Source organism: Exiguobacterium sp. s89 (genome assembly GCF_018617735.1).
Lineage (GTDB): Bacteria > Bacillota > Bacilli > Exiguobacteriales > Exiguobacteriaceae > Exiguobacterium > Exiguobacterium marinum.
Genome location: NZ_JACSKS010000001.1, coordinates 944,327 through 967,894 on the forward strand (window position 1 = coordinate 944,327; position 23,568 = coordinate 967,894).

At 48.8% G+C, this 23,568-nt stretch carries 24 protein-coding genes; 2 read left to right on the plus strand and 22 right to left on the minus strand.

Annotation, left to right across the window (positions count from 1 at the left end; translation table 11 throughout):
* Positions 1–15: 15 nt before the first annotated feature.
* The 17 genes from hemC to KNO96_RS04915 form a co-directional block, all read right to left on the minus strand.
* Positions 16–933 (minus strand): hydroxymethylbilane synthase, encoded by a 918-nt coding sequence (gene hemC, locus KNO96_RS04835; protein WP_214702461.1) that lies wholly within the window; start codon positions 931–933, stop codon positions 16–18.
* A 52-nt stretch (positions 934–985) separates the two neighbouring features.
* Positions 986–2,332, minus strand: a complete 1,347-nt coding sequence (gene hemA / locus KNO96_RS04840) for a glutamyl-tRNA reductase (protein WP_026826512.1) — start codon at positions 2,330–2,332, stop codon at positions 986–988.
* A 182-nt stretch (positions 2,333–2,514) separates the two neighbouring features.
* Complete coding sequence (locus KNO96_RS04845) at positions 2,515–3,684, minus strand: AI-2E family transporter (protein ID WP_214702463.1); 1,170 nt, start codon at positions 3,682–3,684, stop codon at positions 2,515–2,517.
* 111 nt (positions 3,685–3,795) lie between these two features.
* Positions 3,796–4,389 carry a ribosome biogenesis GTP-binding protein YihA/YsxC gene (gene yihA / locus KNO96_RS04850; RefSeq protein WP_214700635.1) on the minus strand — a complete coding sequence of 198 codons (594 nt, stop codon included), beginning with the start codon at positions 4,387–4,389 and terminating at the stop codon, positions 3,796–3,798.
* A complete protein-coding gene (gene lon / locus KNO96_RS04855) occupies positions 4,390–6,690 on the minus strand; it encodes an endopeptidase La (protein WP_214702469.1) in 2,301 nt (766 codons plus the stop codon).
* A gap of 73 nt (positions 6,691–6,763) precedes the next feature.
* Positions 6,764–8,032, minus strand: coding sequence for an ATP-dependent protease ATP-binding subunit ClpX (gene clpX / locus KNO96_RS04860; protein ID WP_026826516.1), 1,269 nt, complete (start codon positions 8,030–8,032; stop codon positions 6,764–6,766).
* A 211-nt stretch (positions 8,033–8,243) separates the two neighbouring features.
* Positions 8,244–9,536, minus strand: coding sequence for a trigger factor (tig, locus tag KNO96_RS04865; RefSeq protein WP_026826517.1), 1,293 nt, complete (start codon positions 9,534–9,536; stop codon positions 8,244–8,246).
* An 89-nt stretch (positions 9,537–9,625) separates the two neighbouring features.
* Complete coding sequence (locus KNO96_RS04870) at positions 9,626–10,537, minus strand: hypothetical protein (protein WP_214702471.1); 912 nt, start codon at positions 10,535–10,537, stop codon at positions 9,626–9,628.
* A 543-nt stretch (positions 10,538–11,080) separates the two neighbouring features.
* Positions 11,081–11,593, minus strand: coding sequence for a metallophosphoesterase family protein (locus tag KNO96_RS04875; RefSeq protein ID WP_214702472.1), 513 nt, complete (start codon positions 11,591–11,593; stop codon positions 11,081–11,083).
* Positions 11,594–11,598: 5 nt separating this feature from the next.
* Positions 11,599–12,189 (minus strand): XTP/dITP diphosphatase, encoded by a 591-nt coding sequence (locus KNO96_RS04880; RefSeq protein ID WP_026826520.1) that lies wholly within the window; start codon positions 12,187–12,189, stop codon positions 11,599–11,601.
* Complete coding sequence (gene rph, locus KNO96_RS04885; RefSeq protein WP_214702473.1) at positions 12,186–12,935, minus strand: ribonuclease PH; 750 nt, start codon at positions 12,933–12,935, stop codon at positions 12,186–12,188. Before rph ends, KNO96_RS04880 begins: the two co-directional genes overlap by 4 nt.
* A complete protein-coding gene (gene racE / locus KNO96_RS04890; RefSeq protein WP_026826522.1) occupies positions 12,928–13,731 on the minus strand; it encodes a glutamate racemase in 804 nt (267 codons plus the stop codon). Before racE ends, rph begins: the two co-directional genes overlap by 8 nt.
* A gap of 112 nt (positions 13,732–13,843) precedes the next feature.
* The gene (locus KNO96_RS04895; RefSeq protein WP_026826523.1) at positions 13,844–14,107 is read right to left on the minus strand and encodes a phosphocarrier protein HPr; all 264 of its coding nucleotides are present in this window, start codon (positions 14,105–14,107) and stop codon (positions 13,844–13,846) included.
* Positions 14,108–14,181: 74 nt separating this feature from the next.
* Positions 14,182–14,622, minus strand: coding sequence for an acyl-CoA thioesterase (locus tag KNO96_RS04900; RefSeq protein ID WP_214700626.1), 441 nt, complete (start codon positions 14,620–14,622; stop codon positions 14,182–14,184).
* Positions 14,623–14,630: 8 nt separating this feature from the next.
* Positions 14,631–15,419 (minus strand): succinate dehydrogenase iron-sulfur subunit, encoded by a 789-nt coding sequence (gene sdhB, locus KNO96_RS04905; protein WP_193343274.1) that lies wholly within the window; start codon positions 15,417–15,419, stop codon positions 14,631–14,633.
* An 8-nt stretch (positions 15,420–15,427) separates the two neighbouring features.
* Positions 15,428–17,185 (minus strand): succinate dehydrogenase flavoprotein subunit, encoded by a 1,758-nt coding sequence (gene sdhA / locus KNO96_RS04910; RefSeq protein WP_026826525.1) that lies wholly within the window; start codon positions 17,183–17,185, stop codon positions 15,428–15,430.
* A 16-nt stretch (positions 17,186–17,201) separates the two neighbouring features.
* A complete protein-coding gene (locus KNO96_RS04915; protein WP_026826526.1) occupies positions 17,202–17,819 on the minus strand; it encodes a succinate dehydrogenase cytochrome b558 subunit in 618 nt (205 codons plus the stop codon).
* Between the two features lie 213 nt (positions 17,820–18,032).
* Here KNO96_RS04915 and KNO96_RS04920 point away from each other — a divergent pair, with 213 nt between their 5' ends.
* The gene (locus KNO96_RS04920) at positions 18,033–18,434 is read left to right on the plus strand and encodes a YslB family protein (protein WP_214700624.1); all 402 of its coding nucleotides are present in this window, start codon (positions 18,033–18,035) and stop codon (positions 18,432–18,434) included.
* A gap of 25 nt (positions 18,435–18,459) precedes the next feature.
* Here the strand turns inward: KNO96_RS04920 and KNO96_RS04925 are convergent, their stop codons facing one another.
* Both KNO96_RS04925 and uvrC read right to left on the minus strand, forming a co-directional pair.
* Positions 18,460–19,236: an aminoglycoside adenylyltransferase domain-containing protein gene (locus KNO96_RS04925; RefSeq protein WP_214702476.1), complete on the minus strand. Its 777-nt coding sequence runs from the start codon at positions 19,234–19,236 to the stop codon at positions 18,460–18,462.
* Entirely contained in the window at positions 19,233–21,023 is a 1,791-nt protein-coding gene (gene uvrC, locus KNO96_RS04930) for an excinuclease ABC subunit UvrC (RefSeq protein ID WP_214702478.1), read from the minus strand. The genes KNO96_RS04925 and uvrC overlap by 4 nt, the downstream gene beginning before the upstream one ends.
* A 70-nt stretch (positions 21,024–21,093) precedes the next feature.
* Here uvrC and KNO96_RS04935 point away from each other — a divergent pair, with 70 nt between their 5' ends.
* Positions 21,094–22,407: a dihydrolipoyl dehydrogenase family protein gene (locus KNO96_RS04935; protein WP_214702486.1), complete on the plus strand. Its 1,314-nt coding sequence runs from the start codon at positions 21,094–21,096 to the stop codon at positions 22,405–22,407.
* A 42-nt stretch (positions 22,408–22,449) separates the two neighbouring features.
* Here KNO96_RS04935 and mnhG read toward each other — a convergent pair whose 3' ends face one another.
* The 3 genes from mnhG to KNO96_RS04950 are packed head-to-tail and all read right to left on the minus strand — an operon-like array spanning position 22,450 to position 23,568.
* Positions 22,450–22,809, minus strand: coding sequence for a monovalent cation/H(+) antiporter subunit G (mnhG, locus tag KNO96_RS04940; protein WP_015881097.1), 360 nt, complete (start codon positions 22,807–22,809; stop codon positions 22,450–22,452).
* Complete coding sequence (locus KNO96_RS04945; protein ID WP_026826530.1) at positions 22,787–23,083, minus strand: Na(+)/H(+) antiporter subunit F1; 297 nt, start codon at positions 23,081–23,083, stop codon at positions 22,787–22,789. Before KNO96_RS04945 ends, mnhG begins: the two co-directional genes overlap by 23 nt.
* Entirely contained in the window at positions 23,083–23,568 is a 486-nt protein-coding gene (locus KNO96_RS04950) for a Na+/H+ antiporter subunit E (RefSeq protein ID WP_026826531.1), read from the minus strand. The genes KNO96_RS04945 and KNO96_RS04950 overlap by 1 nt, the downstream gene beginning before the upstream one ends.

Here is a 23,568-nt window from a genome sequence, read left to right on the forward strand (position 1 = left end):
CCCGTGTACCAGAGGTCACTCATTGACCGAGGCGAGGATTTCGCGTCCGCCACGTTCAAGCAATTCTTCTGCGACGTCCATTCCGAGTGCAATCCCGTCCGTTGATGTTTTTGTCGTACGAAGCACTTCTTTTCCGTCCACTGATGCGATGAGACCTGTGAGCGTGACTTCGTCGCCATTGACTGTTGCAAAGCCACCGACCGGTACGTGACAACTTCCTTCAATCGCTTTCAAGAAAGTACGTTCCGCTGTCGCAGCTTTCGCCGTCACATCATCATGCAAGAGTTGAAGCACTGCCGTCACTTCTGCATCGTCCTTACGGCTCTCGATGGCAAGCACACCTTGTCCTACTGCAGGTACCATCAAATCTGGGTCGAGCGCTTCAAAGTCGACACGATCCATCCATCCCATCCGTTCAAGCCCTGCTTTCGCGAGCAGGATGGCGTTATAGTTCTCCGAATCCAATTTTTTCAGACGAGTATCGATGTTTCCTCGAATCCATTGAATTTCAAGGTCCGGACGTGCCGCCAAAATCTGTGCCCCACGACGGAGAGAGCTCGTTCCGACGATTGCTCCTTTCGGAAGTGTCTCGAACGTATAGCCATTCTCACAGATGAGAACGTCACGAGCGTCAACACGTTTCGGCATACAGCTGATATAGAGTTCTTCCGGAAGCTCAGCCGGAACATCTTTCATACTGTGTACGGCGAAATCGATGTCCCCATCAATCATCTGTTGTTGAATCTCTTTGACGAACAGACCTTTCCCACCGACTTTCGAAAGTTGGACGTCGACGATTTGGTCTCCTTTCGTCACAATTTCTTTAATTTCAAATTCGTTTTTTGCTCCAGCTTGCTTCAATTGCTCGATGACCCATTTCGTTTGGGTCATGGCGAGTTGGGAACGGCGTGAGCCGACAATAATTTTCCGCATGTTGAGTCTCTCCTTCATAGAAAAAGGCGACACATGTCGCCTTTTTGTCTTGTTAGCGCATCAATGCGCGAAGTGGTGCTTTGGCAGAAGTAGCATCTGTTTCTTCCACTTCTTCTATTGATTGCTTTGGTAACTCGACATCGAGGTCGAATGTTTCGACAAACTGGGCAATCCGAACGTTTGCATCCGGCTGAGCCGCAGCGTCTTTAATATAGTCGATCGGGTCACGAAGCATTTGGTTAATGATTGACTTCATATGCTTCCCGATGACTTTTTTGTCTCGCGCAGACAAGTGGTCGAGCTTACGCTCTAGACTTGTCATCGTGTCTTCTTGAATATCAAGGGCGCGGGCACGTAACTCGTTCATGATCGGCACGACTCCAAGTGTGACGAGCCATGTTTGGAACTCTTGAATCGCTTCATCAATTTTCATCTCAATTTTCTCAGCTTCGATGAGACGTGCCTCAAGATTTTTGTTGACGATTCCATTCAAATCATCGACATCAAACAAATGAACACCCGGAAGTGTCGCGACCGCTGGATCGATATCTCGCGGCACAGCGATGTCAATGAGAAGAAGTGGACGTTCACGGCGTAACAGTTGTGCCGCCGCCACATCGTCATATCCAATGACGGCATCTTTCGCTCCGGTCGAACTGATTAAAATATCGGCATCAAGTAATCCACACGCGATTTCACGAATGGAATGCGCACGACCTTTAAATTTGTCTGCGACGGCTTTCGCCTTACTCTCTGTTCGGTTGAAGACGGCGATTTGTTTGGCACCCGCTTCGAACAAGTTGAGTGTCGTGAGTTCACCCGTTTCTCCGGCTCCGACAACGACAACTTGCTTATCCTCGAGCTGTTGGTACATCTCTTGTGCGAGCGTCACGGCAGCTGAGCTGACCGATACAGACATTTCCCCAATTTGTGTGTCCGTATGGGCGCGCTTGGCGAGTGTGACCGCTTCTTTAAACAATTTGTTGAAGACGGTTCCCGTCGTTCCATACTCTTGGGCACGGAAGAAACTTGTCTTCACCTGACCTAAAATTTGTGTTTCCCCGATGATCATCGAGTCTAGGCCCGATGTGACACGGAACAGGTGACGAATCGCCTCTTCCCCTTCTCGAATCGACAAGTAAGGTGTGAACTGCTCCATCTCTAAATTGAACCAGTTCGCCAAGAAACGTTTCGTGTAATAACGTCCCGTATGGAGTTGATCTGTCACGACGTACAACTCCGTCCGGTTACACGTAGACAAAATAACTGACTCGAAAATGCTCTTCTCTTCGCGAAGTGCAATCATCGCATCCACGATTTCTTGCTCCCCAAACGAGAACTGCTCTCGAATCGCGACAGGGGCTGTCTTGTTATTTAGTCCAACGACGACAATATGCATGTATCTCTTCCCCTCATCTAAAATCCACCGACGGTTGTCTCTTCTTTTTCAATCTCTACGGTACATTATAGCAATTTTTATCTAGGAACTATAATCTTCTGTTTGATTTTCCTGAAATAAAATAAGAACTTTTTGTGACAAAAAGAAGTAGAAATGGAGAAACTCCATTTCTACACTCTTTCTTATGAATTTGGCGCGTTTGGCTCCGTAATTATCGTACTTTCCGTCTCTTCACTTTCTAAGTATTGTTCGCGTTCCCTCAATTTATAGATGCGAACGATATTCTGAACAACTGTTTTAGCAACCGCATAAAACGGTACAGCAATGAGCATCCCGATAATACCTGCCAAATTCCCGGCCACAAGCAAGACGATGATAATCGTCAGTGGGTGCACTTTCAAGGACTTCCCTTGAATGAGTGGCGAGATGACGTTTGACTCTATTTGCTGAACGATGATAATGACGACGATGACCCAAAGAACTTTAATCGGATCTTGAATGAACGCCACAATGACCGCCGGAACGGCACCTAAAAACGGTCCGAGATACGGGATGATGTTCGTCACCATCATGAAAAGTGCAAGTAAGATGGCGTAATCTACGTCGATAATCAAAAGACCGATGAACGAGGTGATCCCGACGAAGAACGCGACGAGTAATTGTGCATTCACATAGTTTCGGACCGTTTCGTGCATATCGTGCAAGATATGGCGTGTTTCTTTTTCATAATTCGACGGGAGCAGTTTGACAATCGCATCGGGCAGACGTTTACCGTCAAGCAACATATAGAGAAGCATGAACGGGATGACGACGATTGTGATGACGGCTGACGTCACAAACCCAACCACTTGACCGAGTGACGATGCGATATTTCCGAACAAATCTCCTAAGTACGAGGTAATGTTTGTCGTCAGGTTGCGGAACACCTCATCGTTTTGCGCCATGAAGCGCGATAAGAATTCGTTTTGCATCAATGTATCACGAACAGCGAAAGCCTGTTGCTGAAGTTCTTTTGCGATGCTTGGCATTGCATTGACTAAAGATGTGATCTGTTCCCCTAATACAGGACCTAAACTACTAAAGACGATCGTAAAGATGAGGACGAGACCGATCAATGTAATCGCGACCGCTAATGGTCGTTTTCCTTTTAAACGCTTCTCTAAAAAATCGACGATGCCGACCAAGAAATAAAAGAAGAGTCCTGCCACAATGAGCGGTACGGTAACTAGTGCCAAAATAACTTGGACCGGCTCAAACACAAATGAAATCTGTGTTCCGACCCAAATAACTAAAAAGATGGTCAGCGTCCAAAAGAGGGCGCGGTACCATTTGCTTTCAAACATGCGTTGCATCTCTCCACCTCATTTGCAATTATGACTATGTACTAACTATGATTATACGATAATTACCCGCTTGGGGGATTAGAAAAACAAAAAGACGAAGGAATCCCTTCGCCCTTTCTCTTATTCACCATCTGTGATGAGTGCATAAATCGCTTTCCACGCCTCGTCTTTCCCTTCCGCCGTTTCAGCTGAAAAGGCGACAAAACGATCTGATGGGTCAAATTGAAGCTTGCGTTTCACTGCCGCTTCGTGTTTTTGACGTTGACCCTTCTTGATTTTATCAAGCTTCGTCGCAACGACGATGACCGGAATCTCATAGTGTTTCAAGAAGTTGTACATCGTCACATCATCACCGGTCGGCTCATGACGGATATCGACGAGTAGGACAACGCCACGAAGCGCCTCTTGGCTCGTCAAATATTGTTCCATCATAACGCCCCACTTCTCTCGCTCCGTCTTTGATACTTTCGCGTATCCGTAACCTGGAACGTCAACGAACATGATTTCATCATTGATGTTGAAGAAGTTGAGTGTTTGTGTCTTTCCTGGTTTCGAAGACGTGCGCGCAAGCGCCTTTCGTTGACAAATCTTATTGATGAACGACGACTTCCCGACGTTCGACCGGCCGGCAAGTGCCACTTCCGGCAATTCATGGACCGGATAATGGTCTGGCGCGACGGCACTCGTCACAAACTCTGCTTTGTTGATTTTCATTTAATTTCCTCCAAATGCTACATCTAGTACTTCATCGAGTGTCGTCACTGGAACGAACGTCAATTTCTCACGTACCGTCTCTTGAATGTCATCGATGTCTCGCTCATTATCTTTCGGAATGACGATTGTCGTCAATCCGGCCCGATGAGCGGCGAGCGCTTTTTCTTTTAACCCACCAATCGGCAAGACGCGTCCACGGAGCGTGATTTCGCCTGTCATACCGACGTCGCGATGAACTTTTTTACCGGTCAGTGCGGAAATCAGTGCCGTCGCGATTGTAATCCCGGCCGACGGTCCATCTTTCGGCACGGCGCCTTCAGGGACGTGAATGTGGATATCTTGTCGCTCATAGAACGTCGGATCAATCTCGAACCGTTCTGCATTTGCACGGACATAGCTATACGCTGTCTGCGCTGACTCCTGCATGACGTCGCCGAGTTTACCGGTCAACTGGAGCTTACCTTTCCCTGGGGCGAGCGCCACTTCGATGGTGAGCGTGTCTCCACCGAAGGCAGTATACGCAAGACCCGTCACTGCACCAATCGAATCCTCTGTCTCACCTTTTCCGTAACGATACTTCGGTTTTCCGAGATACGTGATGATTGCTTTTTTCGAAATCGTGACGCGTTTTTTCTCACCGATAGCGATTTGTTTCGCCGCTTTTCGGCAGAGTGATCCGATGACGCGTTCCAAGTTACGCACACCAGCTTCACGTGTGTATCGGCGCACGGCCTCATAAAGCGCATCTTCTTTGATGGTCAGTTGACTTTTCTTCAACCCATGTTCTTTCAGCTGTTTCGGCACGAGATGGCGTTTCGCAATTTCCACTTTTTCGTGCTCTGTGTAGCCTCCGATTTGGATGAGCTCCATCCGGTCAAGGAGCGGTGCCGGAATTTGTGAAACATCATTCGCCGTCGCGATGAAAAGGACGTTCGATAAGTCAAACGGTTCTTCGATATAATGGTCCGAGAACGAGACGTTCTGTTCCGGGTCGAGCACTTCGAGCATCGCTGACGCCGGGTCGCCTCTAAAGTCAGAAGCCATCTTGTCGATCTCATCAAGCAAGAAGACCGGGTTCTTACTTTCCGCTTGCTTTAACCCACGAATGACCCGCCCTGGCATCGCGCCGATATACGTACGACGATGTCCTCGAATTTCCGCTTCATCGCGTACTCCACCAAGGGAGACGCGAACGAAGTGACGTTCAAGAGCTGATGCAATCGAGCGGGCAAGCGACGTCTTCCCGACTCCCGGAGGCCCCGCGAGACAGAGGATTGGTCCTCGGAGCGAATTCGTCAATTGTCGGACGGCCAAGTACTCGAGGATTCGGTCTTTTACCGACTCCAAGCCATAATGGTCGTCATCGAGAACATCCGCCGCGTGTTTCACGTCAAGCTTATCTTCCGTCTCAATGCCCCACGGTAGTGACACGAACCAGTCGAGATAGTTACGAATGACCGCGTACTCTGGAGATGTTTGCGGTACGACGTTCAATCGTTCCGCTTCACGCATGACATTCTTCCATGTCGTTTCTGGCAAGTCGAGCGCCTCTAACTTCTCCCGAAGCCGATTCGGCTCAGACTCTTGCGTTTGGTCGCCGAGCTCTTGTTGAATCGTCTTCATTTGTTCTCGTAAGTAATATTCGCGCTGCGCCTGCTCAATCGACTTCTTCGTCCGCTCACGCATCTCTTGCTCAAGTTCGATCACTTCGACTTCATGGGCAATGATTTCAAGTAGTTCGAGTCCGCGCTTGACCGCATCCGCTTCTTCGAGCATCGCCTGGCGAAGTTCGACATCGACATCGAGTTTTGACGTGATATAGTCCGTGAGTGATTCGAGCCGTTCATACATTTCAAAGCGACGACGCTCATCGGGTGACATTCCTTTAATGTTCGCAACTAGTTTTCCGAACTGTTCTTTTAGCAGACGGACAAGTGCCGTTCGTTCGACCTCTTCCCCTTCTGTAAGTTCAACAGGTTCAATGTTGGCAAACCAACCTTCATCCGTCGATTCGATTGAATCGACGCGAACGCGCTCTTTCCCGACGATGCGCACCCGAAGTGTCTCATTCGACAATTCGCTCATCTTCGCGATATGGACACGCGTTCCAATTGCATATAGGTCCTCCGGTTCTGGGGACTCGTTCCCTGTTTCTTTTTGGGTAACGACAATTAAATCTGTCTCATGCTCCTTTGCGGCAAGGAGCGCCCGAAGCGATAACGGGCGTCCGACATCAATGGTCACACCGATGAGCGGATATACGACGACTCCTCGCAAAGGAAGGATTGGTAATTTTTCCATCTACTACGCCTCCTGTGCAAAAAGGCCCAAAACTCGGATATGCCGAGTGTTTGAGCCTTCTTTCTTAAAAGAATTATGCTGTCTCTTTGTTATCCCCTGTCTGTTCGACAGTACCATCACGAAGGACGTATTTCGGACCGGCAAGACCCGTAATCGTTTCATCCGTGATGACGACTTTCTCGATATCGTCACGCGATGGGACGGTAAACATCACATCGAGCATCATTTCTTCGATAATCGAGCGGAGACCGCGAGCACCAGTCTTACGTTTGATCGCAAGTTTGGCAATCTCAATCAACGCCTCGTCTGTGAACGAAAGTTCGACATCGTCAAGTTCTAGCATCTTCACGTACTGACGAACGAGTGCATTTTTCGGTTTCGTCAAGATTTCGACGAGTGCTTCCTCATCGAGTGTCGTGAGCGTAGCCATAACTGGCAGACGACCGATGAACTCTGGAATCAAACCGAATTTTTGAAGGTCTTCAGGGAGTGCGCGGGCGAGCAAGTCTTCTTGTGTCAACTCGCGGTTTTCTTGATCATTCCCAAACCCGATCACTTTTTTCCCGACACGTCGTTTAACGACCGATTCAATACCGGCGAATGCACCGCCGACGATGAAGAGAATATTCGTTGTATCGATTTGGATGAATTCTTGATGCGGATGCTTACGTCCACCTTGTGGCGGAACGCTTGCTGTCGTACCTTCAAGAATTTTAAGAAGTGCTTGCTGAACCCCTTCTCCGGATACGTCACGCGTAATCGATGGGTTTTCAGACTTACGGGCAATCTTATCAATCTCATCGATATAGATGATTCCTTTTTCGGCTTTCTCGACATCATAGTCAGCTGCTTGAATCAACTTGAGCAAGATGTTCTCGACGTCTTCACCGACGTAACCCGCTTCTGTCAAACTCGTCGCATCCGCGATTGCGAACGGGACGTTCAAGATGCGTGCCATCGTTTGGGCGAGGAGCGTCTTCCCGCTACCTGTTGGTCCAATCATGACGATGTTCGACTTCGCAAGTTCGACGTCATCTGCACGTCCACCTGCATTGATGCGTTTATAGTGGTTATAGACAGCGACGGCGAGTGAACGTTTCGCACGATCTTGTCCAATGACATATTCATCTAGCACATTGCGGATTTCTTGTGGTTTCGGAATGTCTTTGAATTCGACTTCTTCCTCGACACCGAGCTCTTCCTCAACGATTTCATTGCAAAGTTCGATACATTCATCGCAAATGTATACGCCAGGACCGGCGACTAGTTTACGGACTTGTTCTTGCGATTTCCCGCAAAACGAGCACTTGAGTTGCCCCTTTTCCTCGTTAAATTTAAACATTCGATACACCCCTTCTGTGGTGAAAATGGATGTAAGTGCGATAAATCGCGATTTGTATTTTCTGGTGCGATGCACCGCGAAAAGACATTTTACATCTCTGCGTTGAAATAATTGTAGCATGAACATATTCCGACTTCAAAGAATTACACATGCAATGTGTTGTGACAGAAAAAAGGACGACCGCTAGGCAGTCGTCCCTTCGAATATCAACTTACTTTGCTTTACCGTTTTCAACGAGGATGTCAATCGCTTTACGGAATTTGAGGTCACCTTTAAGTGTCTCAAGACCGCCTTGTGGAGCGAGCATCGTACGGAGTTGGTCTGGTGCGATGTTGTAAAGTTTAGACATTTCTTCAAGTTCTTTCTCAGCATCTTCGTCAGATACTTCGATTTCTTCTTTGTCAGCAATTGCTTTCAAGACGAGACGAGCTTTAACACGCTCTTCAGCTTGCTCTTTCATCTCTTCACGCATTGCTTCTTCAGAAGTACCAGTGAGTTCGAAGTACATGTTAAGGTCGATTCCTTGTGAAGATACACGTGAACCGAACTCTTGTACCATGCGGTCTACTTCTTGGTCAACGAGAACTTGTGGTACGTCGATTGTCGCGTTCGCAGTTGCCTGCTCGACGAGTTGATCGCGCATCGTACCTTCAGCTTCTTGTTTCTTGCCAGCTTCTAAACGCTCACGGATGCTTGCTTTCAACTCGTCGAGTGTAGAAACAGACTCGTCGATGTCTTTTGCAAACTCGTCGTCGAGTTCAGGAACTTGTTTTGCTTTTACTTCATGAAGTTTGACTTTGAATGTCGCTGGTTTACCCGCTAAGTTTTCAGCGTGGTACTCTTCAGGGAATGTTACTTCAACGTCTTTTTCTTCACCAGCAGTCAAGCCGATCATTTGCTCTTCGAATCCTGGGATGAATTGACCAGAACCGATTTCGAGTGTGTAGTTCTCAGCTGTGCCGCCTTCGAACTGCTCACCGTCAGCGAAACCTGCGAAATCAAAGACAGCTGTATCGCCGTTTTCGATTGCACCTTCTTTAACAGCGAGTTCTGCGCCTTGCTGTTGAAGTGCTTCAAGTTCTGCTGTCACTTCGTCTTCTGTTACTTCTGTAGCAACAGCTTCGTACTCAAGACCTTTGTATTCGCCAAGCTCAGCTTCTGGCTCAACCACGAATGTCACTTTGAACGCGACTGGTTTGCCTTTCTCGAGCGTGCCGTCTACATCGATGTTTTCGAGCGCGATTGGTTCGAAACCAGCTTCTTCAACCGCACCTTGGATTGTATCGCGGTAGAGAATGTCGAGTGCATCTTGATAGAGTGCTTCTTCTCCATACATTTTGTTGAACATTGGGCGTGGCAATTTACCTTTACGGAAGCCAGGCACGTTCAAGTCTTTGACGACTGTTTTAAATGCGGCGTCAACTGCTTTATCAAAAGCTTCTGCAGGAGCTTCGTACGTGAGTACGCCTTGGCTACCTGATGTTTTTTCCCATTTTGCTGTCATGCTAAGTCCCTCCAACAATTCGTTTATACCGTACAAAAATGTACAACAATCCGTATTATAGCATAAATCCTCTATGTGCACACAAGGATTTAGTCTAATAACGCCTGTGTGAAGCGCAGATCCGCCTCTAAAATCGCAGCTGCCAAACCATCGACCGCCTTGTCATGCAAAATCGCTTGTTTCGCTTGTGCGAGTGACTCTTCGATATCCTCTGTTGGAACCGGCACATACGGATAATGCGTGTACATGTAATTCATCAACAACTGGGTTCCGATCTCATCACCTTCCACTGATTTTTGAAGTGACAATACAGTCTTCTCCCACTTCTCAATGTGCGCCGTCGCCTCTACTTGCGACATCTCGTTCATCGATTCTCCATCCGTCCATTTGATGTTCGCAAGCTCGGTAAACGCTTTTTCTAATACAATCAGTTTGATGAGCTTTGGTCGCTCCGACTCGAGCAATTCGTGAAGCACATTGTCGAGCGCCGAATCGATATTAAAATGGACATGTTGTAACGCTTCAATTTGCTCCCCTGTACTCCCTCGCGTCAACGTCCGTTTCAACTTGGCAATCGCCGCCGGAAACTCAGTCATCTTTAAAACTTGAAGTACCTGATGCGCCTGTGTGTTGACCGTATCTTTATCTTTTTGCCATTCAAGATACTGGTTAATCCAATGCGCCGCTTCAAACGGTTGGTCACGCATAATGTAATACTGCGCAATCTGAAGCCCACCAGAGGCCGGTTCCTCTGCTTCCGTCATCTGAATCGCGACAAGTTCCTGTAGTTTTTCGAGTGTTTCCGGATCATCCGGTCGTTCCATCGCACATTGGAAGATTTCCATGAAAATAAATGGGTCACCCGGAATCACCTGATACCAATCCCATAAAATCGGTTCGATCCGCTGTCGTTCCCCAGAAGCATCCGCCTCTTGAATCATCTTATGCAGACGCGACCAATTCCCAGGGAACGGATAGTCTTGGTCCTTTTCCTTCTCCATCTTCCCTCACCCTCTCTTCCATACTCTTTCATCTTCCTTTAGGACGCAATTCCTTGTCAATCGATTTCCCGGAAAATGAAAAAAGAGATGATCTCCGTAGAGACCATCTCTATTTTAAATGGAAGCGTCCCAAGAGGGATTCGAACCCCCGACCGACGGCTTAGCTTACCACCATGACTTTCGTCACCAACATTGCGTTGTTTGTAGTCTGGACTATATCTTCACCATTTCAGGTGCGACACGTGTAGTCTCTACGGAACCTCACGAGCATGATGCCCCTCCATTGATTCTACCTCTACGTTCGTAGTCATTCGAATCAACTCGACCCGATTATACGGGAATGAGTTTCCTCGGTATTACCATCAGCATCATCTGTTAAGGCTTCACCGATATAGTGTCGTCCACTTTATAGGTTTCTGTTTCCCTATAAAGGCTCCTATTTGTCTTGAAGGCCGTTGCTCTATCCTGCTGAGCTATTGGGACATTGACATGAAAACTATAATAGAAAAATGGTTTCCTGTCAATCGATTTCCTATATGAAACTCATAGTTTTCCTACGATGTCTAAATCTTCGACGTGCGAACCGTCCTCCGAGCGATAGAAACGCACTGCAGCTTCCCCTTTTTCTAGGTCAAGTAACGCATACGTTTTGTCCGTTCTTCCTCGCGGCATTCGTATCGAACCCGGGTTGATGTAGATGACACCATCCTCGATCAAAGCACCCGCCACATGCGAGTGACCGAACAAGACGACGTTCGCGCCGACTTCTTCAGCCCGATATCGCAAACGATTCAAATCGAATTTGACGTCGTGATGGTGCCCATGGACGATCAGAATCGTACCGGCATCTGTCGTCTCGATTCGCTCGAGTGGAAGGTCTCCCCCAAAATCACAATTCCCACGGACTGTCCGATACGGTAACAAATGTTCATCGACCAAAGCGAGTTGTGAGTCCCCACAATGAAACGCATCATCGATTTCTGCTTCATGTCGTTCAAAAATCGTTGTCAGTTCTTCGGTCAGACCATGACTATCACTCACTATTAGAAAACGCATAAGCTTCATCCTTTCATGAATGGTGTGATTTCTGCCTCCAACTTCCGTAGTGCTTGTCCACGATGGCTGACAACCGCCTTCTCTTCGCGTTCAAGTTCTGCCGCTGTCTTATGGAGCGATGGGACGATAAAGAGCGGGTCGTATCCGAAACCATTCTCGCCTCGTGGCGAGTAGCCGATTGTCCCTTCAATCGTTCCGCGAACGGTCAACGTTTCTCCAGTCGGTTTCGCCAGACAGAGCGCACAAACAAAACGGGCCGTACGATTCGTTTCCCCGTTCAATTTTTCAAGAAGAAGGGCATTGTTCGCCTCATCCGACTTTTCTGGGCCGGCGAAGCGGGCCGAGTACACACCTGGCGCCCCGTCGAGCGCATCGACTTCAAGACCTGAGTCGTCCGCGAGTACGGCGTGTCCGAAATAAGTAGCCGCCTCTGTCGCTTTTAATGCAGCATTTTCTTCGAATGTCGTACCAGTCTCATCAGTTTCCGGTGCATTCGGATAGTCGAGTAATGACTCGACCTCGAACCCGAGCGGGGTCAACATCCCTTCGAGTTCCTTCACTTTTCCCGGATTGTGTGTCGCAATAATCAACTTCATAAAGTCTCCTCCGAACGTTCTCCGACGTACCACCACGAAGCACCGAGTGCTTCTTCAGCCGCCTTGAATAATGATTCGATTCCTCGCTCGGCGAGACCGAGCATCTCGCTCATCTCTTGAAGCGTAAACGTCGCCTCTTCTCCAGTACCCTGTACTTCGACGAAACGACCACTCGCAGTCATGACGACGTTCATATCAACCTCTGCCGCAGCGTCTTCCAAATAATTTAAATCGAGCACGAGTTCGTCTGTCCGTCCGACAGAGATTGCGGCTACACCTTCTTTAATTGGTGTGTCCTCGAGTTTCCCTTGACGTATCAACCGATCGACAGCCAAGACGAGCGCACAGAATCCACCAGTGATGGATGCCGTACGTGTACCGCCATCTGCTTGAATGACATCGCAGTCAATCCAGATTGTTCGTTCTCCAAGCCGTTCTAAATCAACGACCGACCGAAGTGAACGAGCAATCAAACGTTGAATCTCCATCGTTCGTCCCGACTGTTTCCCGCGTACCGATTCCCGGACTGTCCGGTCCCCGGTTGCTCGTGGTAGCATCGCGTACTCGGCATTGATCCAGCCTTGTCGCTTCCCACGTAGGAAGTTTGGGACACGTTCTTCGACAGTCGCTGTACAAATCACTTTCGTATCGCCAATTGAAATAAGGACAGACCCTTCCGCATGTTTATTTACATGAGGCACGATTTCAACCGTGCGCAGTTCGTCATATCGTCTAGTGTCACGCAATGCCCGTCACCTCCACTTTCTCCGCATGGACCGGACGACCGAGCCATTCGCTCGCAAGTCGGTCAAACAGTTCAATGTCGCCGGTCGCATAAAAAGCATGCGTCGGGACTGTATCTAATCCATTCTCGAGTTCTTGATAATCAAGGATTGCCGCAACCTCAAGCGCAGTCTCGTCACCAGATGAGATGAGGTGGACGCTCGGTCCGACCACGTCTTGGATGACGGGAGCGAGAATCGGATAATGCGTGCAACCGAGGATGAGCGTGTCCATCTCGGAAGTTTGGAGCGGACGTAGTGTCTCTTCCACTACTTGATAGACACGGTCCCCATACACTTCCCCTGCCTCTACGAGCGGAACAAACGGCGGACAGGCGAGCGAGTACACGTCTACCTCACCAGCGACGTGACGGAGCGCCTTCTCATACGAGCCGCTCTCGATTGTCATCTTCGTACCGATGACACCGATATGTTTGTTGCGCGTCCCTTTGACGGCCGCGCGGGCACCCGGGTCGATGACTCCAATGACCGGGATATCAAGACGTTTCCTCGCCTCTTTCAAAACGACGGCCGTCGCCGTGTTACAGGCGATGACAATCATTTTGACATCTCTCTTTAATAAAAACTCAATGAGTTCCCATGTGTATGCTTCAATCTCATCGTGCGGACGCGGCCCGTACGGACAGCGTTCCGTATCCCCGATATAGATGATTTCCTCTTTAGGGAGTTGACGCATCAATTCTTTGACTACTGTCAATCCGCCGACTCCTGAATCGAGGACTCCAATCGCTCGTTTCATTTGTATCACTTCCATTCTCACCTATCTTATCAAAAAACATCGGACGGAAAAAGAAACGTTCCCATGACAAAAAAAGACGAGGTCGCCAATGGCGCCTCGTCCCTTACCCAAATTACTGAGCAAGACCTTCGCTAGTGAGCATGTCAGAAAGCGTTTTGATCGCTTCTCCTGCATCTTCACCTTCAGCAGTGATCTTGATTGTAGAATCTTTTGCGATTCCGAGTGAAAGTACACCCATGATTGATTTCAAGTTAACTGTTTTGCCATTGTACTCGAGGTTGATGTCTGATTGGAACTTAGATGCTGTGTTAACAAGCTGAGTAGCTGGACGAGCGTGAATTCCTGAATCAGCAACGACTGTGAACGTTTTTTCCATGAGATGATGGTCTCCCTTCAAAATTCAATTCTACAGGCGAACCGGCAGAATATTTTTTGTTTGTGAACTCATTATCAAATGATAGCGGATTCGCAAAAATTCTGCAAGCGATTTTTATATTCCGGAGCCCATTCCATAGGACGACCTTCTTTCGACAAATGAACAAGGCTTGTCCGTCCTGCGAATAAAAGTCGGTCTCCGTCATACGCCCCGTAATGAATATCACATGAAGTATTTCCGACCGTCAAGATATTGGCATGCACGGTCAGCTGTTGACGTGGCATGACTTGTCGAACATAGTCACATTGCGCATCGGCGACGACGACAAATCCATCCTTCAAGGAGAAACCTGTCGCCTCTAACAACTCGATTCTCGCATCTTCAAAATAGATGAACGGAATTGTGTTATTCATGTGACCATATGGATCGCATTCAGAAAATCGAACTTTCACATCGAGCGCGATCCCTGCTTTGACACTTGTTTCCCAACCCGGCTCTCGAAAGTACTTGGTCATCGGCTCGCTTATGCCTCGACCGCAGAACCGGTGCGACCTTTGTCACTACCGAAGAACTGTTTGAACGAGTGAAGCGTCGTTTGACGGTTCATCGAAGCGATCGACGTCGTGAGCGGGATGCCTTTTGGACAAACTTCGACACAGTTTTGTGCGTTTCCGCACTGCATGATGCCTCCGTCTTCCATGAGTGCCTCGAGGCGATCTTCCGCGTGGAAGGCACCTGTTGGGTGTGAGTTGAAGAGTCGAACTTGCGAAATAGCCGCTGGACCGATGAAGTCCGATTTGTCGTTCACGTTCGGACACGCTTCAAGACAAACCCCACAAGTCATACATTTCGATAGTTCATACGCCCATTGTCGTTTGTTCTCCGGCATACGCGGTCCTGGACCGAGGTCGTATGTGCCATCGATTGGGACCCATGCCTTCACTTTTTTCAACGCGTCGAACATACGTTGACGGTCGACTTGAAGGTCACGGATGACCGGGAACGTCTTCATCGGCGCAAGACGGATCGGTTGCTCAAGTTTATCGACGAGTGCCGTACACGATTGGCGCGGCTTCCCGTTGATGATCATCGAACAGGCCCCACACACTTCCTCGAGACAGTTCATATCCCAGTTGATCGGTGTCGTCTTGTCCCCGTTCGCGTTGACCGGGTTACGGCGGATTTCCATCAATGCCGAGATGACGTTCATGTTCGGACGGTACGGAACCGTGAATTCTTCAGTATACGTCGCTTGGTCCGGTCCATCTTGGCGTTCGATGATGAAACGGATGTCTTTTTGTTCAGATTGCATTGGCGTCGTCATTTCGTCTTCGCCCCTTTCTTCGAGTAATCCCGCTTACGTGGCGGGATTAACGAAACGTCGATTTCTTCATAAGAGATATCGACTTCCCCATCTTTGTAACGTGCCATCGTCGTCTTCATGAACTGCTCATCATTACGTTCCGGGAATTCCGGCTTGTAATGAGCACCACGACTCTCGTCTCGCTTGAGGGCGCCGAGTGTGATGACGCGTGCGAGGTCGAGCATGTGGTCGAGTTGTCGAATGAACGATGCCCCTTGGTTGCTCCAACGTGCCGTATCCGTAGCCGAGATGTTATGGAAACGTTCACGCAATTCTTGGATTTTCTTGTCGGTCGCTTCAAGCTTGTCATTGTAGCGAACAACCGTGACGTTGTCCGTCATGAGTTCACCGAGTTCACGGTGGATTTGATACGCATTCTCTGTACCATCCATCGCGAGGATCTCGTTGAAACGCTCGATTTCTTCACGTTCGTTGAAGTTAAAGAGTGCGTCCGAGACGCTTTCTGTCGCTTGATCAAGACCACGCATATAGTTGACCGCCGCAGGACCGGCCTCCATTCCACCGTGAACGGCTGAAAGAAGAGAGTTTGCGCCGAGACGGTTCGCACCGTGCATCGAATAGTCACATTCACCGGCTGCGAAGAGTCCTGGTATATTTGTCATTTGGTCGTAGTCGACCCATAGTCCGCCCATTGAGTAGTGAACGGCAGGGAAAATCTTCATCGGTACTTTACGTGGGTCATCTCCTACGAACTTCTCGTAAATCTCGAGAATCCCACCAAGTTTGATATCGAGCTCTTTCGAGTCTTTATGAGACAAGTCGAGGTAAACCATGTTCTCACCGTTGACTCCGAGTTTTTGATTGACACAAACGTCGAAGATTTCACGCGTCGCGATGTCACGCGGTACGAGGTTTCCGTAAGCAGGATATTTTTCTTCGAGGAAGTACCATGGCTTCCCGTCTTTGTATGTCCAGACACGTCCACCTTCCCCACGAGCCGATTCACTCATGAGACGAAGCTTGTCATCACCAGGAATCGCTGTCGGGTGAATTTGAATAAACTCCCCGTTCGCATAGACCGCGCCTTGGCGGTAAACCGCTGCCGCTGCTTGTCCTGTGTTGATGACCGAGTTTGTCGACTTCCCGAAGATGACCCCTGGACCACCTGTCGCCAAGATGACCGCGTCTGATGGGAACGCTTTAATTTCCATCGAGCGCAAATCCTGACAGACCGCACCGCGGCAGATTCCTTCTTCATCCACGATTGCACGAAGGAATTCCCAACCTTCATATTTCTCGACAAGACCTTGTGCCTCGTATCGGCGAACCTGCTCATCAAGCGCGTAGAGAAGTTGTTGCCCTGTTGTTGCTCCTGCATAGGCCGTACGGTGGTGAAGTGTTCCTCCGAAACGTCGGAAGTCTAAGAGCCCCTCAGGCGTACGGTTGAACATAACACCCATCCGGTCGAACATGTGAATGATTTTCGGAGCATTGTCCGCCATCTTTTGAACTGGCGGTTGGTTGGCGAGGAAGTCGCCTCCGTAAACCGTGTCGTCAAAATGTTGCCAAGGAGAATCGCCTTCTCCTTTCGTATTGACGGCTCCGTTGATGCCACCTTGGGCACAGACTGAATGTGAACGCTTGACCGGTACAAGCGAGAATAGTTTTACCGGAACACCCATCTCTGCCGACTTGATTGTCGCCATGAGTCCAGCTAGACCGCCTCCGATGACGATCAAACTTTGATTTGCCATGTAAAATTCCCCCTAATTACAAGATGCCTGCAAACGTCAAAATTGAACGGATGCCGACAAAAGATAGTGCCAAGAACACGACACCTGATACGTAGCTCATGAGACGTTGCGAACGAGGTGACTGTGTGATTCCCCATGTGATCGAGAACGACCAAAGACCGTTTGCGAAGTGGAACGTAGCCGAAAGGATTCCGACTATGTAAAAAATGAGCATGAGCGGGTTGTCGACGATGTTTTGCATCATCTCCGCATTGACTTCAACACCACGTAACTTCGCAAGGCGCGTTTCCCAAACGTGCCATGAGATGAAGATCACGAGGAAGACTCCTGTGAAGCGTTGTAAGATGTACATCCAGTTGCGTGCGTATGAATAGCGGTTCGAGTTGATCGATCCAAGAAACGCATAATACACGCCGTACACTCCATGGAAAATCATCGGCAATGCGATAATCGTCACTTCAAGGAAGTACAGATACGGTAAGTTCTCCATAAATTTTGCTGCTTTGTTGAATGACTCCACTCCATCGACGATGTAGTAGTTGACCGACAAGTGAACGATCAAAAACAAACCGATTGGAATGACCCCAAGTAGCGAATGGACTTTACGACTAAAATAGTCACGATGCGCTGCCATTCTAGTTCCCCCTTTTCACGAGCATTGGCTCGTTTTGTCAATAAAAGCGTTTTCAAATGCAGATATAGCTTTCTGTCTTTTATTCTACTCTTGTGAAATTTGTATGACAAGACAACCTAGCCGATTTGTGCCACATTCTTTTCAAAAATTCAGGATGACCAAATTCCGATTGGTCGTTATAATAATATAGAGAGATTGGAGTGATGGGATATAATGGAAACGATGAGCCAACCGATTTTCGCGATTGAACTTCTTCGCGACTATGTGTTGACGGACTTGCTAGGTGAAGATTACGCCCAAGTCATCTATTGGTCAGGGAAACGGGTCGCCCGTAAATTCCCGACGATGTCTGACGATGAACTGATTGCTTTCTTCGCAGAGGCAGGTTGGGGCGAGTTAACACTCAAGAAGGAACGAGGGAGTAAATTCACATATGAATTGACCCCACCACCTGCGACTCAAGCTAAAGCGACAGGCTACTATCAACTAGAAGCCGGATTTTTAGCCGAACAGATTGCAGGTCGTTTCCAGTGTGTTGCAGAAGGCTACGCCGATCCCGCTCGAAAAGCCGTCCAAATCACCGTCCAACTAGACCGGAAAGACGATTACAAATAAGAGTCGGTGCCCTCCGCATCGACTCTTATTTTTGTTTCTGCTGAAGTTGTCGACGTATATATCGACGAAATTCATCAAGTTCTTGTGGATGAAACGTCACGACCTCTCCTTCATATCCTTGAGTCGCCTTACGTATGACATCGACGATATTTTCTGGGAAATGTCCGTTCTCTAACAACCAACCGAGCGTTTCCTGTTTTGAAAGAAGGACATGTTCTCGTTCATAAGCCAGGCCGCGTATCAAGTTCAACACGCTATAGATTGGATTTTTTTCAATCGTTTTGAGGCAATCGAGTGCATCTATTCGAATCGAATCAGAAAAATGAGCTGAATCAAATCCGCAGAGCAATTCATGAAGCGGTTGCCCTCGCCAAGTTATACCTCGCTCTAAAATCACTAGTACGTGAGCCGCCAAATCAGGATCGGTAAATCCTCGTTGCAACTCGGTACGCTCTTCCCTACTTGTCTCTTCGAAACGCGAGCGCCACCCTTCACTATAATGAAACTCGAAAGGACTCGGATGACACCAGTCTTCTAGCTGCGCCGTTGTCAGTATACTCAGTTCGAGCGGATATGGTTCATTCGAGTATAGAAGACAGCAGTCAATCAGCTTTTGCCGTTCCTCACGAGTCAACGCGTCAGCCACAACAAGCAATAAATCTACATCACTTTGTTTTGGATGAAAGCCACCCATCGCTAGTGACCCATGGATGTATACATGATGAATAGTTGGCAGGAATTCATCAATCGCCTCTAAAAAGGAAGAAATCTTTGTTTCCACATCCTTTGGAAATTTCCTCATTCATCCGTCTCCTCATGTACATATTGAAGCACGGTCTCCGCTAATTTTTCAGGCAATCCTGCTTCCTTCAGTTGTTCAAGCGATGCCAGACGGATTTGCTTCATCGAACCGAAATGTCGGATGAGCTGTTGACGACGTTTCGGACCGACACCCGGAATCTCGTCTAGTATCGATTTCGTCATCTTCTTCGTCCGCAAGCTACGGTGGAAGGTGATGGCGAAACGGTGGACCTCATCTTGCATCCGCTGCAACAGATAAAACGCACTCGACCGTGGATGGAGCTCGACGACAGCACCACTTTCTCCGAACAACAGTTGGCTCGTCCGATGTCGGTCATCCTTTTTGAGCGAGCCGACCGGTAAGTCGAGCCCGAACTCGTTTTGGATGACGTCGAGCGCCGCATTCAATTGCCCGATCCCCCCGTCGATCAACAGAAGATCTGGCAGTCGCTTCTCTTCCGTCAACAAGCGGCGGAACCGTCGACGGACGACTTCACGCATCGTCTCGTAGTCATCCGGCCCTTGGACGGTTCGAATCTTATACTTCCGATATTCTTTCTTAAGTGGCTTCCCGTCCTCGAAGACGACGAGTGCTGACACGGCGTCCGCCCCTTGAATGTTCGCGTTATCGATGATATCTACGCGTGACAAGTTCGGTATGCCGATGGCTTCTCCGAGTTCTCGCATCGCGAGTAACGTGCGCTCTTCGTCACGGGCAAGTAACTCGAACTTCTCGTTCAACGCAATCGTCGCATTCTTCGTCGCCAAATCAAGCAACTGTTTCTTTGCCCCACGTTTCGGTTGCATCACTTTCGTACCAAGCGCTTCGTTTAGAAGATCGAGCCGAACCGTCTCCGGAACAAGAATCTCTTTCGGGACGACGTTTTGTTCATAAAACTGCACGATGAAACTTTCGAGTTCTTCCGAAGGTTCTCCGTGCATCGGGAAGAGCGAGACATCTCGCTCAATCATCTTGCCGCCACGCATATAGAACACTTGGACGCACATCCAGCCTCGGTCGAGCGTATAGCCGAAGACGTCACGCGCTGTCGGGTCGGCCGTAATCATATTCTGTTTGTTCATGATCGATTCGACCGCTCGAATCTGGTCGCGCAGTTCAGCTGCCCGCTCGAATTGCATCTCTTCAGCGGCATGTCCCATCTCGACGTTCAGCTTCTTGAGCGTCTCACTCGTCTCGCCGTTCAAGAAGCGCCGGATTTCACTGACGATCTCTTTTTGCGAATCCGTGTCAATCGCTAGTTCACATGGTCCTAGGCATTGGCCGATGTGATAATACAGACAGAGTTTCTTTGGCATCGGCTGACACTTCCGGAGCGGATACAGTTTATCGAGGAGACGTTTCGTTTCATTCGCCGCATAGGCGTTCGGATACGGTCCAAAATAATGTCCGCCGTCTTTCTTCAAGTTCCGTGTCGTCAAGAGCCGCGGATACGGTTCATTCGTGATCTTGATATACGGGTACGTTTTATCATCTTTCAAACGGATATTGTACTTCGGGTCGTGCTTTTTGATGAGTGTCATCTCAAGCAGGAGGGCCTCGAGCTCGCTCGCCGTCACGATGTATTCAAAGTCACGAATCTCGGCGACGAGGCGCATCGTCTTGATGTCGTGGGCGCCCGTGAAATAAGAGCGGACCCGATTCTTCAAGTTTTTCGCTTTACCGACATAAATGACCTCGCCGTATTCATTTTTATGCAGATAGCATCCCGGTTCATCCGGAAGTAGCGCTAATTTATGTTTTATGTGGTCGCTATGACTCAATTCCATTCACCTCAGTTTAGCTTCCTCCTAGACGGGAAAAAGAGTGTGATATCTCGTCAGAGGAGGATTTTATATTATGAAACGATACGATGTCATTATTATTGGGAGCGGGTCTGCCGCGAGCCAAGCCGCCACGATTTTACGCGATGCCGGTAAAGAGATCGCCATTATTGAAAATTGGACGTTCGGAGGAACGTGTCCTCAACGCGGGTGTGACCCGAAAAAAATGCTTGCCGAAGGGGCCGAACTACTCGCCCGTGCCGAGCGTATGCGCGAACTTGGCGTAGAAGGCAGCCTCTCACTCGATTGGTCATCCTTCAAAAAGCGGATTGATGAATACCGCTTCTCGATTCCTACGTCTAAGACGCAACATTGGAACGAGATGAACATCGATTTATATCAAGGAGAACCTCACTTTATCGATAAAGACTCAATCGTCATCGATGGTCACGAACTTTCTGCCCCTCAATTTTTGATTGCGACAGGTCAAACGCCCCGTCCTCTTGATATCCCAGGGGGCGAACATGCCATCACGAGTGATGATGTGTTCGACCTCGAATCGTTACCAAAATCGATTCACATTGTCGGGGCCGGTTATATCGCCTTTGAATTCGCTCATATTTTCCGACGTTTCGGAAGCGAAGTGACACTCCTCATACGTTCACGTGCATTGAAAGCATTCGACCCGAACGTCGTCCACCGACTCGTCGAGGAATCGAAGCATATCGGCATTACCGTCCGACATGACGTTGAGCCAACTAGAATCGATGGGAACATCTTAACGTTATCAGATGACTCTACCCTTGAAGGAGTGGTCCTTAACGCCACCGGACGAATCCCGAGCATCGAGCGACTCCACCTCGATACGGCTGGAGTCGAAACAGACCACGACGGTGTACATGTGAACGGTTATCTTCAGACGAGCAATCCAAATATTTATGCAGCTGGCGACGTCGCCAGCAGTCCGAACCCGGCGCTCACACCGTTTGCTGGTCAGGAAGGACGCCTCGCCGCATTGAATATGCTTCATGGGAATACACGGGCACTCCCGGAACGTCCGGCACCGACAATCGTCTTTACAACGCCACCAATTGCCAAGGTCGGACTGACCGTTGAGGAAGCGGAAGCTGAGGGGATTGACTTTGAGGTGAAAGAGACTGATATGTCGCACTTCCTCACCTACTCGCGCATCAATGACGCGACCGCCTATACGAAAGTATTATTGAGTGCAGACGATTACGTAATCGGGGCACATGTAATCGGACACCATGCGCCGGAACTCATCAATCTGTTCTCTTTCATTATACAGAACAAACTGTCGCATCAACACGTCAAACACTTAGAGGTCGCCTATCCGACCGCCGCTTCCGACCTCACCTATCTCATCTAAACAAAAGACGGGACTCGCCTCGTGGCGAATCCCGTCTTTTTCTCATTCGATTCCTTTATCTTTATCTTCTTTCAGTGCGTCTTGTAACGACTTCTCCCAAAGCGGGACGCCTTTCGCGTGCGCCGCACGCGAAATGAGGTGCCCGCCAACGGGAGCCGTCAAGAGGACGAAGAAGAGACCGAGCAAGAGTCTTGCGTCAAATACCCGTTCATCGACATATACGTGAAGGACGGCCGCAAAGAGGACGAACATGACACCGAGTGTCGCACTCTTTGAGGCAGCGTGTGTTCTCGAATAAATATCTGGGAGACGGATGAGACCGATCGCGGCGACGACAGTGAAGAAGACGCCGATGATTGTGAAGATGCCGGTAATGAGATCAAAGATCATTGTCGCGGTCATGTTGAATAATCTCTCCCCTCTCTAAGAATTTCGAGAACGCCACCGTTCCGATGAAAGCTAGAATACTGAGTAGCAAGATGACTTCAAAATAAAGGGTCGTATCGAGCAGGATCGACAGCAGGGCAACGACCGAGATGAGCGCAATCCCGATGGAATCGAGCGCGATGACTCGGTCCGCTGTCGTCGGTCCCTTGACGACGCGATACAACATCATCAACATCGCAAGCAAGAGAATGGCGAGCGAGATGTAGATGAGAATGTCTAGTAAATCCATCACTCTGTCGCCTCCTTAATGCTTGATTCAAAGTTATCATAAATGTCTTTTCGTAACGCTTCTTTATCCGGCATATTGAGTGCGTGGATATAGAGCACAGAATTGTCTTTTGACACTTGAACGACGAGCGTCCCTGGTGTGAGTGTGATCAGCATCGACAGCAAGCTGATTTTCCATCCCTTGTCGAGTGACGTCTCATAGCGGAAGATTCCTGGTTGAATCTTCAGTTTTGGACTGAGGACGAGACGTAACACCTCGAAGTTCGCAAGGAACAGTTCACGGATGAAAATCAAGAGTAGTTTAAATAACCGCCAAACACGCGCAAAATAGAAACTACCTCCACCCGATTTGAAGAATCGGCGCATCATGAACAAGATGAGTAACCCGAGTATATACCCGATAAAGAATCCGCTCGATGTGAACGATCCCGTGAGGAACATCCAGATGAACGCCAAGAAAAAGTTAATCAATAGTTGATATGCCAT

Excerpts from the sequence above, each read along its gene's own strand:
- hemC (WP_214702461.1), bottom strand. The coding sequence starts at position 933 with ATGCGGAAAATTATTGTCGGCTCACGCCGTTCCCAACTCGCCATGACC.
- hemA (WP_026826512.1), bottom strand. The coding sequence starts at position 2,332 with ATGCATATTGTCGTCGTTGGACTAAATAACAAGACAGCCCCTGTCGCG.
- KNO96_RS04845 (WP_214702463.1), bottom strand. The coding sequence starts at position 3,684 with ATGCAACGCATGTTTGAAAGCAAATGGTACCGCGCCCTCTTTTGGACG.
- yihA (WP_214700635.1), bottom strand. The coding sequence starts at position 4,389 with ATGAAAATCAACAAAGCAGAGTTTGTGACGAGTGCCGTCGCGCCAGAC.
- lon (WP_214702469.1), bottom strand. The coding sequence starts at position 6,690 with ATGGAAAAATTACCAATCCTTCCTTTGCGAGGAGTCGTCGTATATCCG.
- clpX (WP_026826516.1), bottom strand. The coding sequence starts at position 8,032 with ATGTTTAAATTTAACGAGGAAAAGGGGCAACTCAAGTGCTCGTTTTGC.
- tig (WP_026826517.1), bottom strand. The coding sequence starts at position 9,536 with ATGACAGCAAAATGGGAAAAAACATCAGGTAGCCAAGGCGTACTCACG.
- KNO96_RS04870 (WP_214702471.1), bottom strand. The coding sequence starts at position 10,537 with ATGGAGAAGGAAAAGGACCAAGACTATCCGTTCCCTGGGAATTGGTCG.
- KNO96_RS04875 (WP_214702472.1), bottom strand. The coding sequence starts at position 11,593 with ATGCGTTTTCTAATAGTGAGTGATAGTCATGGTCTGACCGAAGAACTG.
- KNO96_RS04880 (WP_026826520.1), bottom strand. The coding sequence starts at position 12,189 with ATGAAGTTGATTATTGCGACACACAATCCGGGAAAAGTGAAGGAACTC.
- racE (WP_026826522.1), bottom strand. The coding sequence starts at position 13,731 with ATGAAACGAGCGATTGGAGTCCTCGATTCAGGAGTCGGCGGATTGACA.
- KNO96_RS04895 (WP_026826523.1), bottom strand. The coding sequence starts at position 14,107 with ATGGAAAAAACGTTCACAGTCGTTGCTGATTCAGGAATTCACGCTCGT.
- KNO96_RS04900 (WP_214700626.1), bottom strand. The coding sequence starts at position 14,622 with ATGACCAAGTACTTTCGAGAGCCGGGTTGGGAAACAAGTGTCAAAGCA.
- sdhB (WP_193343274.1), bottom strand. The coding sequence starts at position 15,419 with ATGCAATCTGAACAAAAAGACATCCGTTTCATCATCGAACGCCAAGAT.
- sdhA (WP_026826525.1), bottom strand. The coding sequence starts at position 17,185 with ATGGCAAATCAAAGTTTGATCGTCATCGGAGGCGGTCTAGCTGGACTC.
- KNO96_RS04915 (WP_026826526.1), bottom strand. The coding sequence starts at position 17,819 with ATGGCAGCGCATCGTGACTATTTTAGTCGTAAAGTCCATTCGCTACTT.
- KNO96_RS04920 (WP_214700624.1), top strand. The coding sequence starts at position 18,033 with ATGGAAACGATGAGCCAACCGATTTTCGCGATTGAACTTCTTCGCGAC.
- KNO96_RS04925 (WP_214702476.1), bottom strand. The coding sequence starts at position 19,236 with ATGAGGAAATTTCCAAAGGATGTGGAAACAAAGATTTCTTCCTTTTTA.
- uvrC (WP_214702478.1), bottom strand. The coding sequence starts at position 21,023 with ATGGAATTGAGTCATAGCGACCACATAAAACATAAATTAGCGCTACTT.
- KNO96_RS04935 (WP_214702486.1), top strand. The coding sequence starts at position 21,094 with ATGAAACGATACGATGTCATTATTATTGGGAGCGGGTCTGCCGCGAGC.
- mnhG (WP_015881097.1), bottom strand. The coding sequence starts at position 22,809 with ATGACCGCGACAATGATCTTTGATCTCATTACCGGCATCTTCACAATC.
- KNO96_RS04945 (WP_026826530.1), bottom strand. The coding sequence starts at position 23,083 with ATGGATTTACTAGACATTCTCATCTACATCTCGCTCGCCATTCTCTTG.
- KNO96_RS04950 (WP_026826531.1), bottom strand. The coding sequence starts at position 23,568 with ATGGCATATCAACTATTGATTAACTTTTTCTTGGCGTTCATCTGGATG.